This is a genomic window from Desulfolithobacter sp., assembly GCF_054025815.1.
Genome location: NZ_JBPMMS010000036.1, coordinates 22,088 through 40,083, shown reverse-complemented (window position 1 = coordinate 40,083; position 17,996 = coordinate 22,088). Strand labels below are relative to the sequence as shown.

18 protein-coding genes are annotated in these 17,996 nt (G+C 52.1%); 12 read left to right on the top strand and 6 right to left on the bottom strand.

The window, feature by feature from the left end; translation table 11 throughout:
- The first annotated feature begins 2 nt into the window (after window positions 1-2).
- From ACXJJY_RS10795 to ACXJJY_RS10780, 4 genes are all read left to right on the top strand, one after another.
- Window positions 3-512 (top strand): 4Fe-4S dicluster domain-containing protein, encoded by a 510-nt coding sequence (locus ACXJJY_RS10795; protein ID WP_456387666.1) that lies wholly within the window; start codon window positions 3-5, stop codon window positions 510-512.
- Window positions 509-1,036: an NADH-quinone oxidoreductase subunit C gene (locus ACXJJY_RS10790; RefSeq protein WP_456387665.1), complete on the top strand. Its 528-nt coding sequence runs from the start codon at window positions 509-511 to the stop codon at window positions 1,034-1,036. The genes ACXJJY_RS10795 and ACXJJY_RS10790 overlap by 4 nt, the downstream gene beginning before the upstream one ends.
- Window positions 1,029-2,114 carry a hydrogenase large subunit gene (locus tag ACXJJY_RS10785; RefSeq protein WP_456387659.1) on the top strand — a complete coding sequence of 362 codons (1,086 nt, stop codon included), beginning with the start codon at window positions 1,029-1,031 and terminating at the stop codon, window positions 2,112-2,114. The genes ACXJJY_RS10790 and ACXJJY_RS10785 overlap by 8 nt, the downstream gene beginning before the upstream one ends.
- A gap of 70 nt (window positions 2,115-2,184) precedes the next feature.
- A complete protein-coding gene (locus ACXJJY_RS10780; protein ID WP_456387657.1) occupies window positions 2,185-2,664 on the top strand; it encodes a 4Fe-4S dicluster domain-containing protein in 480 nt (159 codons plus the stop codon).
- A 12-nt stretch (window positions 2,665-2,676) separates the two neighbouring features.
- Here the strand turns inward: ACXJJY_RS10780 and ACXJJY_RS10775 are convergent, their stop codons facing one another.
- Window positions 2,677-4,941 (bottom strand): methyl-accepting chemotaxis protein, encoded by a 2,265-nt coding sequence (locus ACXJJY_RS10775; protein WP_456387655.1) that lies wholly within the window; start codon window positions 4,939-4,941, stop codon window positions 2,677-2,679.
- A 574-nt stretch (window positions 4,942-5,515) separates the two neighbouring features.
- Between ACXJJY_RS10775 and ACXJJY_RS10770 the strand changes: the two genes are divergently transcribed.
- From ACXJJY_RS10770 to hypA, 3 genes are all read left to right on the top strand, one after another.
- The gene (locus tag ACXJJY_RS10770; RefSeq protein WP_456387653.1) at window positions 5,516-5,848 is read left to right on the top strand and encodes a barstar family protein; all 333 of its coding nucleotides are present in this window, start codon (window positions 5,516-5,518) and stop codon (window positions 5,846-5,848) included.
- A 108-nt stretch (window positions 5,849-5,956) separates the two neighbouring features.
- Entirely contained in the window at window positions 5,957-6,883 is a 927-nt protein-coding gene (locus ACXJJY_RS10765) for a vitamin K epoxide reductase family protein (RefSeq protein WP_456387651.1), read from the top strand.
- 18 nt (window positions 6,884-6,901) lie between these two features.
- Window positions 6,902-7,267 (top strand): hydrogenase maturation nickel metallochaperone HypA, encoded by a 366-nt coding sequence (gene hypA / locus ACXJJY_RS10760; RefSeq protein ID WP_456387649.1) that lies wholly within the window; start codon window positions 6,902-6,904, stop codon window positions 7,265-7,267.
- Window positions 7,268-7,413: 146 nt separating this feature from the next.
- On the opposite strand, the gene ACXJJY_RS10755 is transcribed toward hypA, so the two are convergent.
- Complete coding sequence (locus ACXJJY_RS10755; protein WP_456387645.1) at window positions 7,414-8,013, bottom strand: DUF6448 family protein; 600 nt, start codon at window positions 8,011-8,013, stop codon at window positions 7,414-7,416.
- A gap of 382 nt (window positions 8,014-8,395) precedes the next feature.
- Between ACXJJY_RS10755 and ACXJJY_RS10750 the strand changes: the two genes are divergently transcribed.
- The gene (locus ACXJJY_RS10750) at window positions 8,396-8,956 is read left to right on the top strand and encodes an RNA polymerase sigma factor (RefSeq protein WP_456387634.1); all 561 of its coding nucleotides are present in this window, start codon (window positions 8,396-8,398) and stop codon (window positions 8,954-8,956) included.
- Complete coding sequence (locus tag ACXJJY_RS10745; RefSeq protein ID WP_456387632.1) at window positions 8,953-9,504, top strand: hypothetical protein; 552 nt, start codon at window positions 8,953-8,955, stop codon at window positions 9,502-9,504. Before ACXJJY_RS10750 ends, ACXJJY_RS10745 begins: the two co-directional genes overlap by 4 nt.
- On the opposite strand, the gene ACXJJY_RS10740 is transcribed toward ACXJJY_RS10745, so the two are convergent.
- The 4 genes from ACXJJY_RS10740 to ACXJJY_RS10725 form a co-directional block, all read right to left on the bottom strand.
- Complete coding sequence (locus ACXJJY_RS10740; RefSeq protein WP_456387630.1) at window positions 9,493-9,687, bottom strand: hypothetical protein; 195 nt, start codon at window positions 9,685-9,687, stop codon at window positions 9,493-9,495. The two genes, ACXJJY_RS10745 and ACXJJY_RS10740, sit on opposite strands and share 12 nt — an antisense overlap.
- 136 nt (window positions 9,688-9,823) lie before the next feature.
- Window positions 9,824-11,992 carry a ferrous iron transport protein B gene (gene feoB, locus ACXJJY_RS10735; RefSeq protein WP_456387628.1) on the bottom strand — a complete coding sequence of 723 codons (2,169 nt, stop codon included), beginning with the start codon at window positions 11,990-11,992 and terminating at the stop codon, window positions 9,824-9,826.
- A 2-nt stretch (window positions 11,993-11,994) separates the two neighbouring features.
- On the bottom strand, window positions 11,995-12,183 hold the full coding sequence (locus tag ACXJJY_RS10730; RefSeq protein WP_456387626.1) for a FeoB-associated Cys-rich membrane protein: 189 nt from the start codon (window positions 12,181-12,183) through the stop codon (window positions 11,995-11,997).
- Window positions 12,184-12,338: 155 nt separating this feature from the next.
- Complete coding sequence (locus ACXJJY_RS10725; RefSeq protein WP_456387711.1) at window positions 12,339-12,566, bottom strand: FeoA family protein; 228 nt, start codon at window positions 12,564-12,566, stop codon at window positions 12,339-12,341.
- A gap of 287 nt (window positions 12,567-12,853) precedes the next feature.
- Between ACXJJY_RS10725 and ACXJJY_RS10720 the strand changes: the two genes are divergently transcribed.
- The 3 genes from ACXJJY_RS10720 (at window position 12,854) to ACXJJY_RS10710 (ending at window position 17,984) form a co-directional block, all read left to right on the top strand.
- Window positions 12,854-14,023 carry a cation diffusion facilitator family transporter gene (locus ACXJJY_RS10720; RefSeq protein WP_456387624.1) on the top strand — a complete coding sequence of 390 codons (1,170 nt, stop codon included), beginning with the start codon at window positions 12,854-12,856 and terminating at the stop codon, window positions 14,021-14,023.
- 226 nt (window positions 14,024-14,249) lie between these two features.
- A complete protein-coding gene (locus tag ACXJJY_RS10715; RefSeq protein ID WP_456387622.1) occupies window positions 14,250-15,725 on the top strand; it encodes a DUF7125 family protein in 1,476 nt (491 codons plus the stop codon).
- A gap of 9 nt (window positions 15,726-15,734) precedes the next feature.
- Window positions 15,735-17,984 (top strand): response regulator, encoded by a 2,250-nt coding sequence (locus tag ACXJJY_RS10710; protein ID WP_456387621.1) that lies wholly within the window; start codon window positions 15,735-15,737, stop codon window positions 17,982-17,984.
- Window positions 17,985-17,996: the final 12 nt, after the last annotated feature.

The following is a 17,996-nucleotide window of genomic DNA, read 5'->3' as shown; positions in this document are numbered from 1 at the left end:
TTATGGCTGGATTTTTGAGAATAGCGATCAGGAACTTTTTTAACGGACCGACGACCGATCCCTATCCTTTTGGCGAAACGAGCACGCCGGAGAAGTACAGAGGAATTCTGGCTTATGATCAGAAAGAGTGTATAGGTTGCGGAACCTGCGAGCATGTCTGTCCGGCCGATGCCATCAGGGTCACGCCGCAGAAGGACGGTCAGGGGATCTCGTTTTCCTTCTGGCTTGGCACCTGTACCCATTGCGGCAATTGTGAATATTTTTGTCCAACGTCCGCAGTATACCATACAGATAATTTTCATACAGCTCAGCTCCAGGAGGACAAATACCTGCCTGTAGCAGAGGGCACAGTCCTTTTTGTATCTTGCAGGGAGTGTGGCCGGCAGATGAAACCGCCTGTTGAATCGCTTCTCCAGCGTGCTTTCATCGAAGTCAGTAAAGAGCTCAGGCAGCTGGCATCACTCTGTCCGGAGTGCAGGAAAAAAGAGAATTTCAGGAGGTTGTACTTATGAGTGCGAACAGGGCGGAGCTGGTGTCCACTCTGCTGTCCGAACTGAAGGTGTACGTCAATTCCGGTTTTGAGCAAAAACACACATGCGTCGATACCGGGGCCATTCAGGACCTGTATGTTCAGCTCAACGACAAAGAGGATATCACCTCGGTGGCCGCGATGGTACATAAACATGGTGGCCGGGTAGTGACATTGACACCCTATGTGATCGATGCGGGCTATGAGGTGGCGTATCATTTTGACGTGGATGGTGTGGTTTTGACCGCCACTTTGACCACCGGAGATTCAACAGTTCCATCCATTACTCCGTATCTTAAAAGCGCGGACTGGGCAGAACGGGAAATGAAAGATCTGTTTGACATTAAACTGATCGGTCACCCTGATCCGCAACGGTTGATTCTGGATGAAAGCATAGCTCAGGGGGTATTCAGAGAGTACATGACCCTGTCGGATGCCATGGCGGGCGCTGCGACCAACACCCTTTGGGAAAGGATCAATCAGGCAAAAGAGGAAAGGAATGGGTGATGTGTACAAAGTGCCGGTCGGCCCGGTCCATATAGCGCTGGAGGAACCTGTATATTTCAAGGTTCATCTCCATGGAGAAACCGTTGAAAGTGTGGATATCCTGAGCGGCTTTGTCCACAGAGGCATGGAAGCTCTTGTGCTTCGCCGTAATTTTCTTCAGAACATGATTATCACGGAACGGACCTGCTCTCTCTGTTCCAACAATCACCCTTTCACTTATATCATGGCGGTGGAGAAAATTGCCGGAGTACGCATCCCGCCCAGGGCCGAGTTTTTACGGGTTATAGCCGACGAGGTGAAAAGGGCTGCCTCCCATCTGTTCAATGTAAGCATGCAGGCCCATCTGATCGGTTTTCACTCCCTCATGACTCAGACCATGGAAACAAGAGAGGTCCTGCAGGACATCAAGGAGACCATCTGGGGCAACCGGATGGATCTCAGCGCTAATACCATAGGTGGAGTTAAATATGACCTTGATGGCGAGCAGATCCGCTATCTGACCAGAAAGCTGAACAGTCTGAAAAAACCTCTAAGAGAGCTCTTTGCTATTTTCCGGGATCACAAAATTGTTCGGGCCCGAACAGAGGGGGTCGGAGTTCTGCCCAGGGAGGATGCTTTGCGGCTTGGCGTGGTCGGGCCGACTGCTCGGGGCAGTGGAGTCAATAATGATATTCGGGCAATATACCCATACGCAGCCTATGATAACCTCGAGTGGGATGTGGTGCTGCAGGAAGAGGGAGATGTCAGGGCTCGCACCCTCGTGCGCCTGGAAGAGGTGTTTCAGGCCATCCGTCTGGTGGAGCAATGTCTGCGAAATCTTCCTGATGGGCCGGTGACGACTCCAGGATTGCCGCGCATTCCGGCAGGAGAGGCTGTCGCCAGGTCGGAGGCGCCGCGTGGAGAGTTGTTCTACTACGTCAGGTCCAATGGTTCGAGCAGGCCGGAGAGAATGAGGTGGCGTGTACCCACATACATGCATTTGGAAGCGTTGAAGGTCATGATTCCAGGTAACAAGATCGCGGATGTCGCCTTGATTTTCAACAGTATCGATCCGTGCATATCCTGTACCGAGAGATAGAGGTGGATTGATGGAATTCGCTGTTCACAGGTTTATTCTTTGCGACGCTGACCTTTGCAAGGGATGCAAGATGTGTGAAAAAAAATGTGCGACCAGTCATATGGGCCTGTCTGTCAAGGAGGCAAGGGAGGCTGGTATAGAACTCGTATCCCGGAACAGGGTTGTCAAACTTGATGACAGAAAGGCGGTTTTGCAGTGCATGCACTGCAAGGATTCACCCTGTGTGCGAGCCTGCCCTCTCGGCGTTATTCAGGTCGAGAACGGTATTGTCCGGGTACATGAGGAGGATTGCTCCGGCTGTGGGACCTGCGCCATGGTTTGCCCGGTGGGAGCGATCGACATGCGCGAGGTTGAAGACCAGGTAGAAGGAAAAAGGCGGCTCGTTGCGATCAAGTGCGACCTGTGTTACGGCCAGGAGGAGCAAGCATGTGTTGCCGGTTGCAAGTTTAAGGCCCTTTCTCTTGTAACATGGGAAGAATTCCTTGCCGGGTCTCACCAGGGCGCCTCCTCCCATATCTGCCAAAAGACAGATGAGCGCCATCACGGTTGAGACGGCCTGTTTTTAAAGCATTTTCCCGTTGGGGGCCATGTTGTCCGCCGGAGGTTGGCCTGTTTTGCGGCGGATTTTTTTTCTTTCGCAGTTGGCAGATTTAACGTAATTCTCACAGTATCTTTTTATCCATCCCTGTTTTTCGACTTCAGAGTGGTTTTTGAAACTGGCAAAGAAACCACACCGGTCGAGCAGTTCGCATCTTTTTGCCGTGCCGCCGTATCTGTCAGCCAAAGAGTTCAGTCTGCGGGCAAGATCGAGCAGTTCTCTGGAAGATTCCAGAACTTCCCGGCCCGAAGATGTCATCTTGTCCGATAGCCTGTCGACCCTGCTCATGTCCGAGGCCACCTTGGTCGCGTTTTCCGAGGTCTGGTGTACGCTTTCCGTTGCCTCGTTTATTCCTGCCGCCACCTCATCGATACTGCGGGATATCTCCTGGGTCGTTGCAGATTGCTCTGATACTGCACCGGCGATGGTAGTGACTATTTCGTTGATTTCCGAAATGACTTCGGAAATAGATTTTATTTCTTCGATGGTTGCGCTGGTGACTGATTGAATGGACGTTATTTTCTCCTTGATTTCGCTGGTCGCGGTGCTGGTCTGATTGGCCAGTTCCTTGATTTCGTTGGCAACCACGCCAAAGCCCTTACCTGCGTCGCCGGCCCGGGCGGCCTCGATGGTGGCATTGAGTGCCAGAAGATTTGTCTGCTCCGCGATATCTGTTATAACTTCGGTCACTTTGTTTATGTCTTTGGCTGCGCTGCCAAGCGCATTGACCTTCTCAGTGGTCCTTGCCGCATTGACAACCGCGCCATCCACCACGTTCTTGGCTTTTTCTGTACTTTCAGCTATTTCATTGATGGTTGAGCTCAGCTCTCCGGAGGCTGTGGAGATGGTGTTGACGTTAGCGTTTGTCTGCTCCATTGTTGAGGCCATAATGTTTATCGACTGAACCATGTCTTCGGCCGACTCTGTGACATTGTCCACGGTTGCCGATATTTCGTCACTGTTTTTGTTGATGGTTCTGGATATAATGTTCAGGTCTGAGGCCGAATCGGAGAGACGATTGATACCGGAGTTTATTTCTTCCAGTAAGGATTTGAAGTTTTCAACCATTTTAACAATGGTCCTGCCAAGGACGCCGATGGCGTCATCTGCTTCATAGGTAAACAAGACATTGAAGTTTTTCTGTTCCACTACCCGTTCAGCCTGATGGGCCAGGCTCTGAAGTGGTTGAGTTATGGTTCTTATGAGCAGCCACAGCACGATGATGATTGAGGCAACAGCGATAATCAGCATGTAAACGGCGTTGATCGTCAACTTCCTGTCGATACCCCGGGTTAACTGCTGCCCGGTCAGCTCCACGCCAAGGTGCCAGTCCCATGGTTCAAAATATCGTACACAGGTCACCTTCAAGGTGTTGTCCCTTTCCGACCGGTACCTGATAACCCCATTGCGGGCATTTGTGAACACCTCACCGTCCGGCCCTGCAAAAAGGTTGTCCCTGGAAAAACGACTTGTAACGTCGGCAAGAATCTCTCCCCGCGAATTCCATATGTAGATCTCGGCCTCCTGTTCCTGGGCCGCTTTGATCAGAAAATCGGTCAGGGCGGGAGTCAATATTTTTCTTCCCACGTAAATAACGCTAACAATGTTACCCTGGCTGTCGCGCATGGGCTTGTATGCGGTGAGGTACCAGTCGTTGACCACGTATGCTTTGCCGAAAAATGTCTTTCCTGCCATGACAGCCTGGTACACGGGGCTGTTCGACGGAATATAGGTGCCGGTAGCCCGGTAGCCATTTGTTTTCCGTACATTGGTGGAAACCCGAAGCAGTTTGCCGGGTAAAACCTGAAAAATTGTAGCCGTGCCGCCAACCATGTCTCGAACCTTGTCGACCACCTTATAGTTGTCGTTGATCACCAGGCTGCCAAACTGAAGGGTGGGGATGGACACCTTTTTCGTTTCTTTTGTTATCTGATTTACGATTTTGGTCGTGATCAGCCTGTTCGCGTCAATCCCGGGTGGGCCATAATGTGATATGACTCCTTCCATGACAGCCAGGTCTGTTTTCAGTTTGCTCTGGGTAAGGTCGTTCTGCATCTTCAGGGTCTGGAGGATGGTGGTCGATATCGAATTCAGAGAAACGGTTCCGGTTTCTTCAAGACCCTTACGGGCCTGGATTATACTGATTGTGCTGGAAGCAAGCAGCACCAGGACCATGGAGGATATGCCACCGATAAAGAGTTTGGTGGAAAAATGTATCTTGCTAAACATCTTTTTTCTCTTTGCTGGAAGATGGAGTGGTTTTATTCGAAGTGTCGGGCTGTCGACCAGGTGTTATGGCGGATATGGAGCCTGTTCGAAAAAAACATGGTGCCGGGAGCTTTTGTTCATGAACATGGCCTCTGCTCGGTAGGAGAAAGCGTATAGCCGTTTTTTTGGAGGAAAGGGTTAGGTGATGCACTCATCAGGAAGAGGATAAAAACGGTTATGTTCGTGCCATGAATGAACTAAGCTCCCGGCACCATGTTTTCTTTTTGTGCAGCTATGAACAGTTTGCACAGTTCACGGTTATCTGATACAACAAGGTTTCGCGATGGTCAAGTTAAATTCAAGGGTATAGGGATAGGATTTGGCCATTTCCAGGGAAAACGGAAAGAGATCTGCTTGTTTGTGTTTTTTGAGTATTAAAGATGCACTTTATGAACAAGATGCACATAGAGCTTTTCTGGTCGCCGTGTTGTGTCGTTCCGGAGCAAGGGGTGGTTGGTGCAATGGCCTGGGATTGAGGGGAGTTTCTTGAAGGTCGAGTGTTTATCGTCTTGTGTGTTTTCAGGAGGCGGACGTTATGCTTTGTATGACTATCGACGGAAACCGATTGATCCGTGAGCGCTCTTTTTATGAGGAATTCAGCGAAAAATTTGGTTTTCCTCCGGAATGTTGTTGTGATCGTGAATCCTGGGTCGATTGCATGTCCTGCCTCGACGATGCGGAAATGGGCATGTCCTCTGTCTGCTGTCAGCCAGGCGATGTGGTTATTCTTGAAATAGTGAATGCTGGATTATTGAAACTCCGAAGCCCCGCCCAGTACCTGACCCTGTTGGAATGTGTAGCTACGGTTAACTGTCGTCGTATGGAGAGCGGTGAGTCTCCCCTGCTGATTCTTTCGTTTACAGTCTAACACAGCACAAAATTGAAACTCATCGGGAAGCTCAGTGGTCCTGTGGTGAAAATGTGTACGTCAGAAAGTGAGTTGTTACCAATGGTTGGCAGGAGAAGGATTGCCTGGATGATTGCACTGGCCGGGCTCGGAGCCTTCACGACGCTTGTTCAGGTTGTTTACCTGGTGATAACTGATTCAGTTATATGCGTGAACCAGGGCTGCAGCGTGGTCGAGAGTCTGCTCCGTATTCCTCCTCTCTGGTTCAATGGCGTGGGTGCATTTTATTTTTTCAGTCTCGTGCTTGCCTCCATAGTGGCCGGGATCAGGCCTGGAGCGCAGGTGTTTCTTCGCCTGCTGCTCCTTGGCGGCATTGCGGCAGAGGGGGTGCTTGTCTCGTACCAGGCCTTTGTCGCGCAGACATTTTGTTCTTATTGTCTTTTTATCTGTTTCTTCATCATCGTCATGAACATGCTGGCCGGCTGGAGACAGGCATGTCTTGCGGTGTTGATGTTTGGCACAGAACTCATGATTTTTTCCCTCCTGCAGTTCCATAATCCTGGAGCAGGTAAGAAGATGTTCAATATCGACCACGGCACCTATGCCGTTAAGCGGTGTGCCAGTCCGCAACGGCATTTGTACCTGCTGTTTTCAGGCAATTGTCCCCATTGCCGCAGGGTGCTGGACCTTTTGAGCACCTGTACGCGGTGTGAGGTCCGTTTTAATCCTGTTCAGCATTTAGATAAACAGGTGCTGCCCGATCTGGTCCCTGTGGATTCCTGGGACCCGGATATCAATGTCCTGGCCCTTAAAATATTCGGGATCGAGACTATTCCGGTATTGATCGAGAAAAGGGCCAACGGGATGCGGTTTATCAGGGGGGAAGAAGATATTATCATGTATCTGAAAGAAAATTGCCTTGATCCGCTTCCCTTGGCCGGGGAATCACAGGATGATTTTCTCCTGTTTGATTTTTCCGGCGAAGACGAGTGCCGGGTGGATGTGGATTGTGGTGAGCAATCAGAAGCATCGGTTAATTTTCCTGATAACAGGTAGGCAGGAGGGCCCGGCCCAATGCACGAATACAGTATTGTTCAATCACTGATTGCAACATGCGCCCGGGTGGCACGTGAGCACGGTGCGGAAAAGATCGTCAAAATTCATGTGACAGTCGGTAAACTCTCGGGCATAGAGCCCCATTTTCTTGAGCAGGCCTATCAATTTTTTCGGGAAGGTACAGTTTGCGAGCATGCCGATATGGTCCTGGAGCTTGAAAACATAGTGGCCAGGTGTCAGAGGTGTGATCGTAATTTCCAGGTGGATGGGTATGTTTTTATCTGCCCGGAGTGCAGCAGTGGAGATATGGATATTATCCGTGGCAAAACCCTGCAAATCACTCATGTTGAGTTGACTGGGAAGCGAAGGTTTATTGATGAATAGTAGTATATTGATGAATAGTAGTAATATGCTTGGTCTCTTTCTCCTGTAAGAGACAGGGCCTGTGCCTGCTTGCCCGCTGGCGGAAAAAAACGGGAACCCGAAGGCCCCCGTTTTTTTGTTTCTACTCAGGACAGAGAGGACAGCAATCAATGCCCGGCTTCGCCATGATGGGCTGCTCCGCCTTTGATCAGACCATGGAGCCCTTCCACGTAGTGGGTGAAGATAACGTAGGACTCAACGAATTCCCGGCCAGCTGCCACAGAATCATCCGCATGTTTCCTGGTTACGTTGACCCGCTGAAAACGCTCCCGGATACCATTTGCCATCGCGTTGGTCAGGACCGTGACCAGTTTGTCAACATTGCCGTTCTCCAGGGCTTTGTCAGCCAACGCGACCGCCGGGTCCACTGCTCCTCCTGGTTTCAGTCCCGTGTAGGGTGCTCCTTCCCCTGCGCGGTGGATGCGGACCAGGGTTTCGAAAAAGTAGGTATCTGCAAACTCTTTGACATCCGGTCCCTTGGCGCGCATGGCCAGGGTTTTCTGAAAGGCGGTCCGGATTTCATCTTCCTTGTCCGGTCGGACCCATTTCAGCAGAGGGGTGATATCTTCCCTGTCAAGTGCAATCCGCGCCGTCTTGACTACCGGTCCGTCCACGGTGTCGCAATGGGCCAAAGCGTTTCCCACGGCAACAAGGGGTAAAGATACCAGAACAAACAGTGTGATCAGAATGGTTTTGCGTGGTTTCATGGTTGCTAAGCTCTCCTTGATTCAGTTTGTGTTTAGCGGTTGATACAGCGATATGTTCCCGGCCAGGGTGCCGCCCGCGACCGATACGATGCGGCTATACTGTTGAGTTCGCAGACGAGCCCAGGTTTGTGACAGTTCTTTTTCAATGGCGTTTAAAAAGTCCGATTTACTGCGTTGTAGGGGGGCAATCTGTTCACAGGGCGGGACCGGAGACAAAGGGAATTCGTGTGTTTGGCTGGACCGCAATCTCTGCTGCTTTGGGCTTGCGCTCTTTGAGCTGGTTAAGTACAAACCGACACTCCGGTTAAATCCCGTCAAGCTTGTTGTGAGAGGATTTGGGATAGTTCATGTCACAAAACAGTGCTCCCTGACGAATATATCTATGAATGAAAATATAAAGTTATACACCTCCCTGGACGGTTCAGAGCTCATGGTTCTGTATCAGGAGGGAGATATGGAGGCGTTTAATTGCCTCTATGACAGGTACAAATCCCTGGTGTATGGCTATTTACGCAAAAGACTGGGAAATCGCGCAGAGGTTGATGAAGTCTTTCAGGATGTATTTCTCAGGCTGCACCACTCCCGGTCACGGTACAAAAGTGAATTTCCTTTTGAGCCGTGGTTATATGCGGTGCTGCGGAACAGTTTGATTGATCACTACAGGAAAAAGGAAAAACAATACCATGATGTGTCCCTTGATGAACTGGAGGTGCTCCCGACGGTCCTCCAGGTTGAGGATAAGCATAACCTGGACGGATTGTTACCTGAAAACGTGGACCTCAGTAAAAAGCAGCGCCATGCCATTGAGCTGCGTTATGGTGAAGATTTTTCCTTTGAGGACATTGCAAAAACATTGGGGACCACTTCTTCCAATGCCCGTCAACTTGTGAGCAGGGCTTTGAAAAGGTTGAGAAAAATTATCAAGCCCGGGGATGTGACATGAGAGACAGGAAAGAAGAATATGGCGGCTGGGAAAGGGAATTTCTTGAGTTTGTGGACTCTGACCCTGTCACTCCTCCACCGATTTTGACAGAAAGGCTCAGGGCTGCCATCGGTGATGATCTGCGCCCCGCCCTTTGGAAAATTTTTGCGAAACTTGGCGGGATACAGGCTGTCTGCGCGACCCTTACCTTGTTTTTCTGTCCCCAGTTCGAAATCGGATTTACAAAGCATGACCACCTGGCTGGCCTGGTGCAACACTCGGAAGGGATTGGCTTCATGCTTGTCTGCGGAATGATTTTTTTAAGCGGTGGGGCTGTGATAGCGCCTTTTTTCCTGAGACAGGCTGAGATGAAAGCCATAGAACGGTCAGTGCTTGTGTACTTTCCCATTGCAGCCCTGCTTGCTATCATGGTGTTCTATCTGCTGGGTGCTGATATCAACTGGTCGCTTGCCCTGCCATGGTTTGCTGGAGGAACGCTTGGCAGCGTGATTGGCTATGAACTTGTTGCATACGTACGGTTCCGGAACCACCGTTCTTTACTGCCGTGAGGATAATGGAGCTGTCTGTCTTCCCCGGGTGAGCTCCCTGGCGATCAGGTCCAGGTGTGGGTCTGCAAAACTCAGGCCGTGGGCCCCGGCAGACCTGTTGTCCCGCATGATCAGGGTCAGTCCGTCGAGTTTTGGCAACATGATGAGGTCGGTAACCGCAACGTCATGGAGGCCTGATTGCAAGACCTCAAGTCCTGCCTCGTCTGATGCCGGATCAACAGCGTATCCCGCCTCCTGCACCCTTTTTTCGGGAACGAGCCGCTTTTCCGGTCATCTGCTATGACAAGAGTCCGCTTTTTGTTTTTGCGTATTTTGTGTATTACCCGCCAAAACCCAGCAGCATGCCGGTTTGATAGATGATCACTGCCAGGATAAATGCAAAGACCGTGTTGAACCCCATTGAAAAAAAGGCCCATTTCCAGGAACCTGCCTCCCGGGCAATGGCGACAACTGTGACAAAGCAGGGCGAATAGAACATGATAAAGGCCAGTACGGCCAGAGCGGTTGCCGGGTTCCAGTGCGGGTCGGATATCAGCCGGTCTTTGAGCGATCCTGATGCTTCCGGATCAACTTCACCAAGCGAATAGGCCGTGCCCAGAGTGGAGATGATCACTTCCTTGGCGGCAAAACCGCCCACCAGGGCGATGTTGGTCCGCCAGTCAAAGCCGGCCACCCGGGAAACCGATTCCAACGCCGTGCCTATCCGGCCTGCCAGGGAGTGGCGCAGGGCGGCCTCGGCCTGCTGCTGATCAATGGCCAGCAGGGCACGATCTCTTTCTTCAGCGGGCAGTACCTGGCTGAGTTCCTGGCGTTTCTGGTCAAATCCATTTCGTGTCTCCTCGGGCAGGCCAGGGTAGGTCATCATGGCCCAAAGCAGGATGGAGATGCCGAGGATCACGGTACCGGCCTTTTTGATATATTCCCAGGTTCGCTCCCAGGTGTGGATCATGAGTCCCCGCAGGGTTGGCAGGCGGTACGGCGGCAGTTCCATGACAAAGGGCGTGGAACCGCCTTTGAGCACGGTCATGCGGAGGAATTTTGCCGCAAACAGGGCAACCAGCCAGGCCGCAATCGTGGCCAGGAACATGTATCTGGCCTGGTGTTGGGAAAAGAACGCCCCGATCAGAAGCGTGAGCACCGGCAGTTTGGCACCACAGTTCATGAAGGGCACGGTCAGAAGGGTTGCCAGTCGCTCTTTGGGTGAGCGCAGGGTTCTGGTCGCCAGGACACCGGGAACAGCGCAGCCGCCTGCAATACCGCCGGAGATGATAAATGGCATGACCGAGGAGCCGTGCAGGCCGAAAAAATGAAATATCCGGTCCATCATAAAGGCCACTCTGGCAAGATAACCCGAGTCTTCCAGGACCGCGATACCGAAAAACATGAACATGATGATCGGCACAAAGCCAAGTACGCCGCCGACCCCATCGATGGCTCCGGAGATAATCATGGATTTGAGCGGGCCATCCGGCAGAGTGGTGTCGGCAAAACCACCAAGCCAGCTGAAACCAGCTGCCAGCCAGTCGACAAAGACAGACGAATAGTTGAAGGTAAAAGTGTACAGGCCAAAAAGAACCAGAGCCATGATTATCGGCCCCAGAATTCTATTTGTGACCACCTTGTCTATCCGGTCCGACGTGTAAAGTCGGTCGGTGCGGAACTGGCGGGTGACCACTCCCTGGCGGAGAAGGGATCTGATAAATCCATACCGGTGATCGGCTATGATTGCTTCGGGATAGACGTCCAGGGTCTGCTGGAGATGGGCGGTGACGGTCTGGCTGAGCCGAAGCAGCTCATCGGCCAGGGGCGGGGAGGCCTTGCTGACCTTGTCGAGGATCTGGTCATCGTCTTCAAGGATTTTGATAGTTGTCCAGCGTGGAGGGTAGAGCTCTGTCAGCAGTTTGTTCTCTTCGATGATTCCGGTCATCTGCTTGATGACCGGGTCAAGGTCTGGGCCGTAACGGAGCAGGGCCGGAGACAGAGTGGTCGTGTTGTCCGCTGCAACAGACACAGCTGTGTCCATGAGCTGATCCACCCCCTCTCCGGTACGGGCAATTATTGGCACCACGGGGACACCCAGCAATTTGCTTAACCTGTCCGTGTTGATGCCGATGCCGCGGTTTCGGGCCACATCTATCATGTTCAGGGCCACCACCAGGGGCACACCCAATTCCAGGAACTGCACAGTGAGGTAGAGATTGCGTTCCAGATTCGAGGCATCGACCACGTCGATCACCACGTCGGGCCGCTCTCCGACCAGAAAGTCTCGCGCCACCAGCTCCTCCACTGAGTAAGCGGTGAGCGAGTAGGTTCCCGGCAGATCGATTACGTTGATTTCCCGACCTTTATGTTGAAAGAAGCCTTCTTTCTTTTCCACGGTAACTCCCGGATAGTTGCCCACATGTTGCCGGGCTCCGGTGAGGTGGTTGAACAGGGTCGTTTTGCCGGCGTTCGGGTTACCGGCCAGGGCTATTTTCATGTCAGGCATGGTTATTGTTTTTCACCATTGGTATCTTCAGGATTGGATAACTTGAACTCACAGCTCTCAGGGGATGCCGAACAATTACTGCAGCTCCAGCCGCATCCTGATTTAGTTTTGCCTGTCAGCCTTTTGAACAGGCGAATAACCAGGCTCAGGGCAACAACGGCGACGATGATAAGGACAGCAAGGTTTTGCATGGTTGACCTCCGGACGGGGCCGGGTGTTAGGGGTTCCTAAAACCATCGGCAAAAAAAAAGCTTGAGGTTCTGTAAGATAGACCGGTTTATTGCTGATTGTGTCGTAAAGAGGTTGATTCACCATCTTGTAGCGCGGGCTCATGCAGCATGAAACATTAAACAGGAATTACATGAATATTTTCCGCCAGTGGCAGATCAAGGCAAATAGTTCCTTCGCCGAGCCTGACCATACAGTTGTGACCGTGACCAGGGCAGATCAGTTCCAATTCCGATCCGGGTAGCAATCCCATGGAGGCCATCCTGGCACACAGCTTGCGGTCGCCAGTTATTCGGCACACTCTGACTTTGCCCTGGCAGCAGATTCTGGACAGAGGCTTGGCCATACCTGAATCTGACGATCCGCGATGATCCATCCGGCATTTCATGCCTTTGCCCCTGCGGCACGGGAAAAACAGCATATTCGGGAAACCCTTGCTCATATTGCCTCCAGTAGATATAGCGTTTTAGCTACACCAAACAATGAGTACTGTCAACATATTTTGCAAGGGGTAAGTCTGAGAATTCTTATCAAATTTCAACTTGTTATTTTCATCGGGAGCGTTATTGTCTGTGCATGTTTTTCTGCGGCACATTCTCAAAGCCTCCGCATTGTCCAGAAACGCTTGTCCCGATGAGTACCGATATATCCCAGGCCAACCTCACTTCTGCCCGCCGCCGGGCTGCGATTTCCACTGTTCTTAATCTCTGTCTGGCCGTCGGTAAGGGTGTTGCAGGGGTTGCCTCCGGTTCAACAGCGCTCATCGGGGATGCCATTCATTCCGCCACCGACGTCCTGGCTTCCCTGGCCGCCTGGCTTGGACTCTGGATTGCAAGCCGTGAACATCCCTCCTTTCCCTACGGTCTGTACAAGGCGGAAACAGTTGCTACCCTGGTGACCTCTGTCACCGTTATTGTGGCCGGCTACGAGATTGGCCGTCAGTCCCTGTTCGGCGCCGAACGGCTGCCCGATACCTCCATTGCCCTGCCCGTGGCCTTTCTTTCGCTGGTGGTTGCCCTTGGCTTTGGTATCTATCAGCTGCGGGCCGGACGCCGCTACGATTCTCCGGCCCTGCAGGCCGATGCCCGCGATTATCTGGCCGATGCTCTGTCTACGGCCGTGGTCCTTATCGGCCTGGTTGCCAGCAGGTTCGGCTACCACCAGGTGGACCGCTGGGCGGCAGCAGTGGTGTCACTCTTTGTTTTCCGGGCTGGTGTCTCTTTGCTGATCACTGCTGTAAAGGATCTGCTCGATGCCTCCATTGACCGGGAGACCGAACGGGAGATCATTGCCTTTGTCGAAAACCATCCCCGCATCACCCGCGTGAAAAAATGTTTGAGCCGGACCGCCGGGGGGCGTTTTATCCTCGACATGGACGTGGTCATGCATACTCCGTCCCACAAAATTGCCGACCATGTTGCCGACCGCCTCGAGGATCTGATTCCCGCCCGTTTTCCCCGGGTGGTTATGGCCCGGATTCGGCCCCACTTCCATCCCGATCATGTTCTCCGCCGCATTACTCCGGTAGAGCGGCCGGAAGGAGAGGTCTGCGAGCATTTTACCCGGGCGCCCTGGTTCCTGGTCGAAACGGTTGATACCCGCAGAGGTCAGATATTAAAGAGGGAGTTTGTCGAAAATCCCCATCTCCATGTCAAGCGCAAGAAGGGGTTGCTGGTGGGCAACTGGCTTTTGTCTCTCAAACCGGATGAAATATTTATTCGCCGGCTCCATGACGGTACCGCTGCTCGGTTGCTGCGTGAAGCCGGGGTCGAGATCCGCAGCGATGGAGATAAAGGGGCTTAAGATCCGTTTTTCCCGGGGGATAAAAACTGTACCGCAGCTTGACTATTTTTTTTGGGTGCCATATAAAAAAGTATGATTCATCCATAAGTTACATTTGCATTCCTGTCTCTTGAATTCCATCGAAAAAATTGATTATCCCGAAGTTGTTGTCCGCCAGGGACCATGCTCAAGGTAAGCCTGCCTGGACTTGGGGATAAGAACCTGTTTACCGGGAGAAAAAATAATCATGACTCTTTCTCGTATTCCCTCTGGTGTCTCCGGACTGGATAGAATTCTTCTTGGGGGATTTCTCCCTGCGTCAAGTTACCTTTTGGTTGGCGGACCTGGAGCCGGAAAGACGGTACTCTCTCTCCAGTTTCTGCGTCAATGCCGTCAAAATGGGTGCCGCTGTCTTTTTTTGTCCCTGACCGAGCCGATTTCCACCGTCAGGCGTGATGCTGCCAGTTTTGGCTGGCAGCTCGAGGGAATTCACCTGATGGATTTGACCATGCCGGAAGGGGAACCGGTCACCAATGGAGAATATACGATTTTTTCGCCAGGAGAGGTGGAAGAGGAGTCCATATGGAAAAAGATTTACTCGGCAATTGAGGAATATGAACCTGACCGGCTGGTGATTGATTCGGTGACCAATCTCCGTTACCTTTCGATCGATGAGTATCAGTACAGAAAGCATATCCAGCAGCTTATCAACCATCTTTCCAGGACGCAGTGCCTTTCCCTGCTGCTCTTTGAGCCGGGTCAACTGGAGCGGGAACAATCCATCGCCATGGTTGTGGACGGGATTTTGTGGCTCCACAACGAGATATCAAAGGAGCGTGTGGTTGAAATCAGAACCCTTGAGGTTACCAAGTTCAGGGGCAGCAGCTATCTGTCCGGTCGTCATCCCATACGCATCACCGGTGACGGTGTAGTCGTCTTTCCCCACCGTGTCGAACCGCTCAGGCGTTCCGGTCGTGAGAGCATTCTTCTGCCCACCGGTATTGATGCTCTTGACGATCTGCTCATGGGAGGGTTCCATGTGGGGACCTGTACTCTTCTCACCGGTCCATCCGGGACTGGTAAGTCTTCGCTGGCCACCCATTTTATGGTCCAGGCTGCTGTTCGAGGGATCAAGGGGGTCATGTATTGCTTTGAAGAGGGCATTGAATCTGTTCTTGACCGGTGTCGAGGAATTGGTATTCCTCTAAACGGTTTTTTGGAAGATGGGACTATTGCTCTTTACGAAGTAAATCCGCTGCAACTCTATCCCGATGAGTTTCTGGATAGAATCCGCCACGATGTGGAGATGAACGACCGGCAGGTAATTGTTATCGACAGTCTGCGCGGCTATGAGCTGGCCATGGACGAGTTCGGCAACATGGTTGCCAATGTTCAAAATATTCTCAACTACCTGCGGCGTAAGCGCACCACGTTTTTCCTGCTCAACGAGATGCAGCACATCATGGGAGACCTGCGCATCTCCGAAGACGGGGTCAGCTACCTGGCTGATAATGTTCTTATGCTCAGGTATGCCGAGTATTCCGGAGAGATTATCAAGGTAGTGGCTTGCCTCAAGAAAAGGCATGGTGATTTCCAGAGCGACCTTCGGGAGTTCAAGATTACAGGACAGGGAATCATGGTCGGTGAGAAACTGACCCGCCTGCGGGGCCTGCTCACCGGGGTGCCAAAGGTGGAGGATCTTGGCGCCAAGCCTGACTTATAGCGGAAATCAATGACCGAGCTCAAAGAAACAGTTGCCATATCATTTGTGCGGCCGGCCGACGGGCGTCTTGTGCGCGAGCATCTCGGCTCCTGCGGATATCGGGTTGTTGAACTGGCTGAGTCCTTGTCGCAGGGTCCGGACCTGATCCTGCTTGACGCGCCGTCGGCCACCAGGTTTGGCATATCGTTTTTTCAGCACCTCAAACAGGCAGACCCGGTTTTTCTGCCGGTCATCGTTGCCCTTGATAAACAGGGAAGTGCTGCAAACTGGCTCAATTCCGGCGTAATTGACGACTGCCTGCGGTTGCTCCTTTCCAAGGCTGAATTAATCAGCCGGATCAGGGTCTTTCTCAGGCTGCGCCAGCAAACCGCTGCCTTGGCCGAAAAAAGCGAAGAGATCCGGGCTCTGGTCGAGTCGTCAGAAGACCACATTTTCATGCTCAGCGAAAAAGGAGAGTTTATATCCAGCAACGACAGGACCAGCCACCTTATGTCCTCCTGCGGCGCCAGGCTTGCAGGGTGCTTTCTTGAGGATGTGTACCCGGCAGATATAGCCGGCACTCTTCGCCGGGCAAGCGCAGTCGTTCTTGAGCAAGATCAGGTTCGGACCGTGGAATACAGTCTTCCGGTCGTCAGGGGGCTGCTGTACCGGCATGTCACTCTTTTTCCGGTTCGTCTTGCCGGAGGCAAAAAAAGGATCGGTGGGATCTGCCGTGATGTAACCACTTTGGTCGAAACCGAGCAGGACCGGTTCCTTCTGGCCAAGGTTATGGAATTTGCTGCCGAGAGTGTCATAATCACCGACCGGGATCGAAAGATTATTTTTGTCAATGCAGGGTTTGAGAAGATAAGCGGCTATCTGCGCGAGGATGCCATCGGCAGAACTCCCCGTTTCCTGCGCAGTGGCCGGCATGATGCGTCATTTTATGAGTCTCTTCACAAAACTATTTACAGTGGCAGGACCTGGAAAGGAGACCTTGTCAACCGTAACAGGAATGGAAGCTTCTATGTAGTGGAAGCGACCATTTCTCCGGTTCTGGACGAGGATGGCGAAATTACCCATTTTGTCTCTGTGCGTCGGGACGTGACTGAAGATCGTCAGTTTGAAAAAGTTCGCCAGCGGGTGCAGCGGCTGGAAGCCATTGGGACTCTTGCTGGAGGTATAGCGCATGATTTCAACAATATCCTTACCCCGATCATGGGCTATGCCGAGCTCTGCAAGATTTCTGTTCCTCCGGACAGTCAAATGGCTCAATATCTGGACCAGGTTTTGCTGGCAGCCGGCAGGTCCAGGGACCTTGTGCGTCAGATTCTCTCGTTCAGCCGTAAATCAAAACAGAAAAAGGTCCCCATTGATATCCGGTTTGTGGTCAAGGAGGTCCTGAAATTTATCCGGGCCGTTTTGCCTGCAGATATTCGTATTGAACAGAGGATCAGTACCGGAGACGAGTGTGTGCTGGCCGATCCTACGGAAATTCACCAGGTGATCATGAATCTCTGTACCAACGCTCAGCACGCCATGTCCGCGACTGGAGGGACTTTGTCGGTGAGCATTGAGCCTGAGGAAGTGGAAGAGGGCCTTGCTGTCATCCACCCGGATTTGCGCGCAGGATCTTACCTTGTGGTGCGGGTCAGTGATACAGGCTGTGGTATTCCCGAGGATATCCAGGACAGGATTTTTGAACCCTATTTTACCACCAAAGAGGAAGATCGGGGCACAGGTCTGGGGCTGGCGACTGTTCATGGAATTGTTACCGGTCTTGGCGGAGCAGTTTTGCTGGATAGTGAACCAGGCAAGGGGACCGTGTTCGAGCTGTACTTTCCGGTGGCGGACGCGAGGAGCAGGGACGAGGCTCACAACGGACTGACGCAGATCACCGGCGGTAAGGAACGAATTCTTTTTATTGATGATGAACCTATGATCGCCGAGCTGGGGAAACAGATTCTTGAACCGTTGGGGTACACGGTTCAGTCCACTACCGATCCCGTGGCCGCATTCAAGCAGTTCAGGCAACATCCTGACTTTTTTGATCTTGTCATTACTGATATGACCATGCCCGGTATGAGTGGGGGGCAGCTGACAGCGGAGATACACCGGATTCGTCCGGATATACCGATTATTATCTGCACCGGCAACAGTGATAAAGTCAGTGCGTACAGGGACGGAAAAAACGGTGTGTGCAAGTTGCTGATGAAGCCCATTGGAGTGCAGGAACTGGCCAGGGCGGTGCGGGAGGTCCTGGACGACGGTCAAAAATAGAAAAACGGTGGT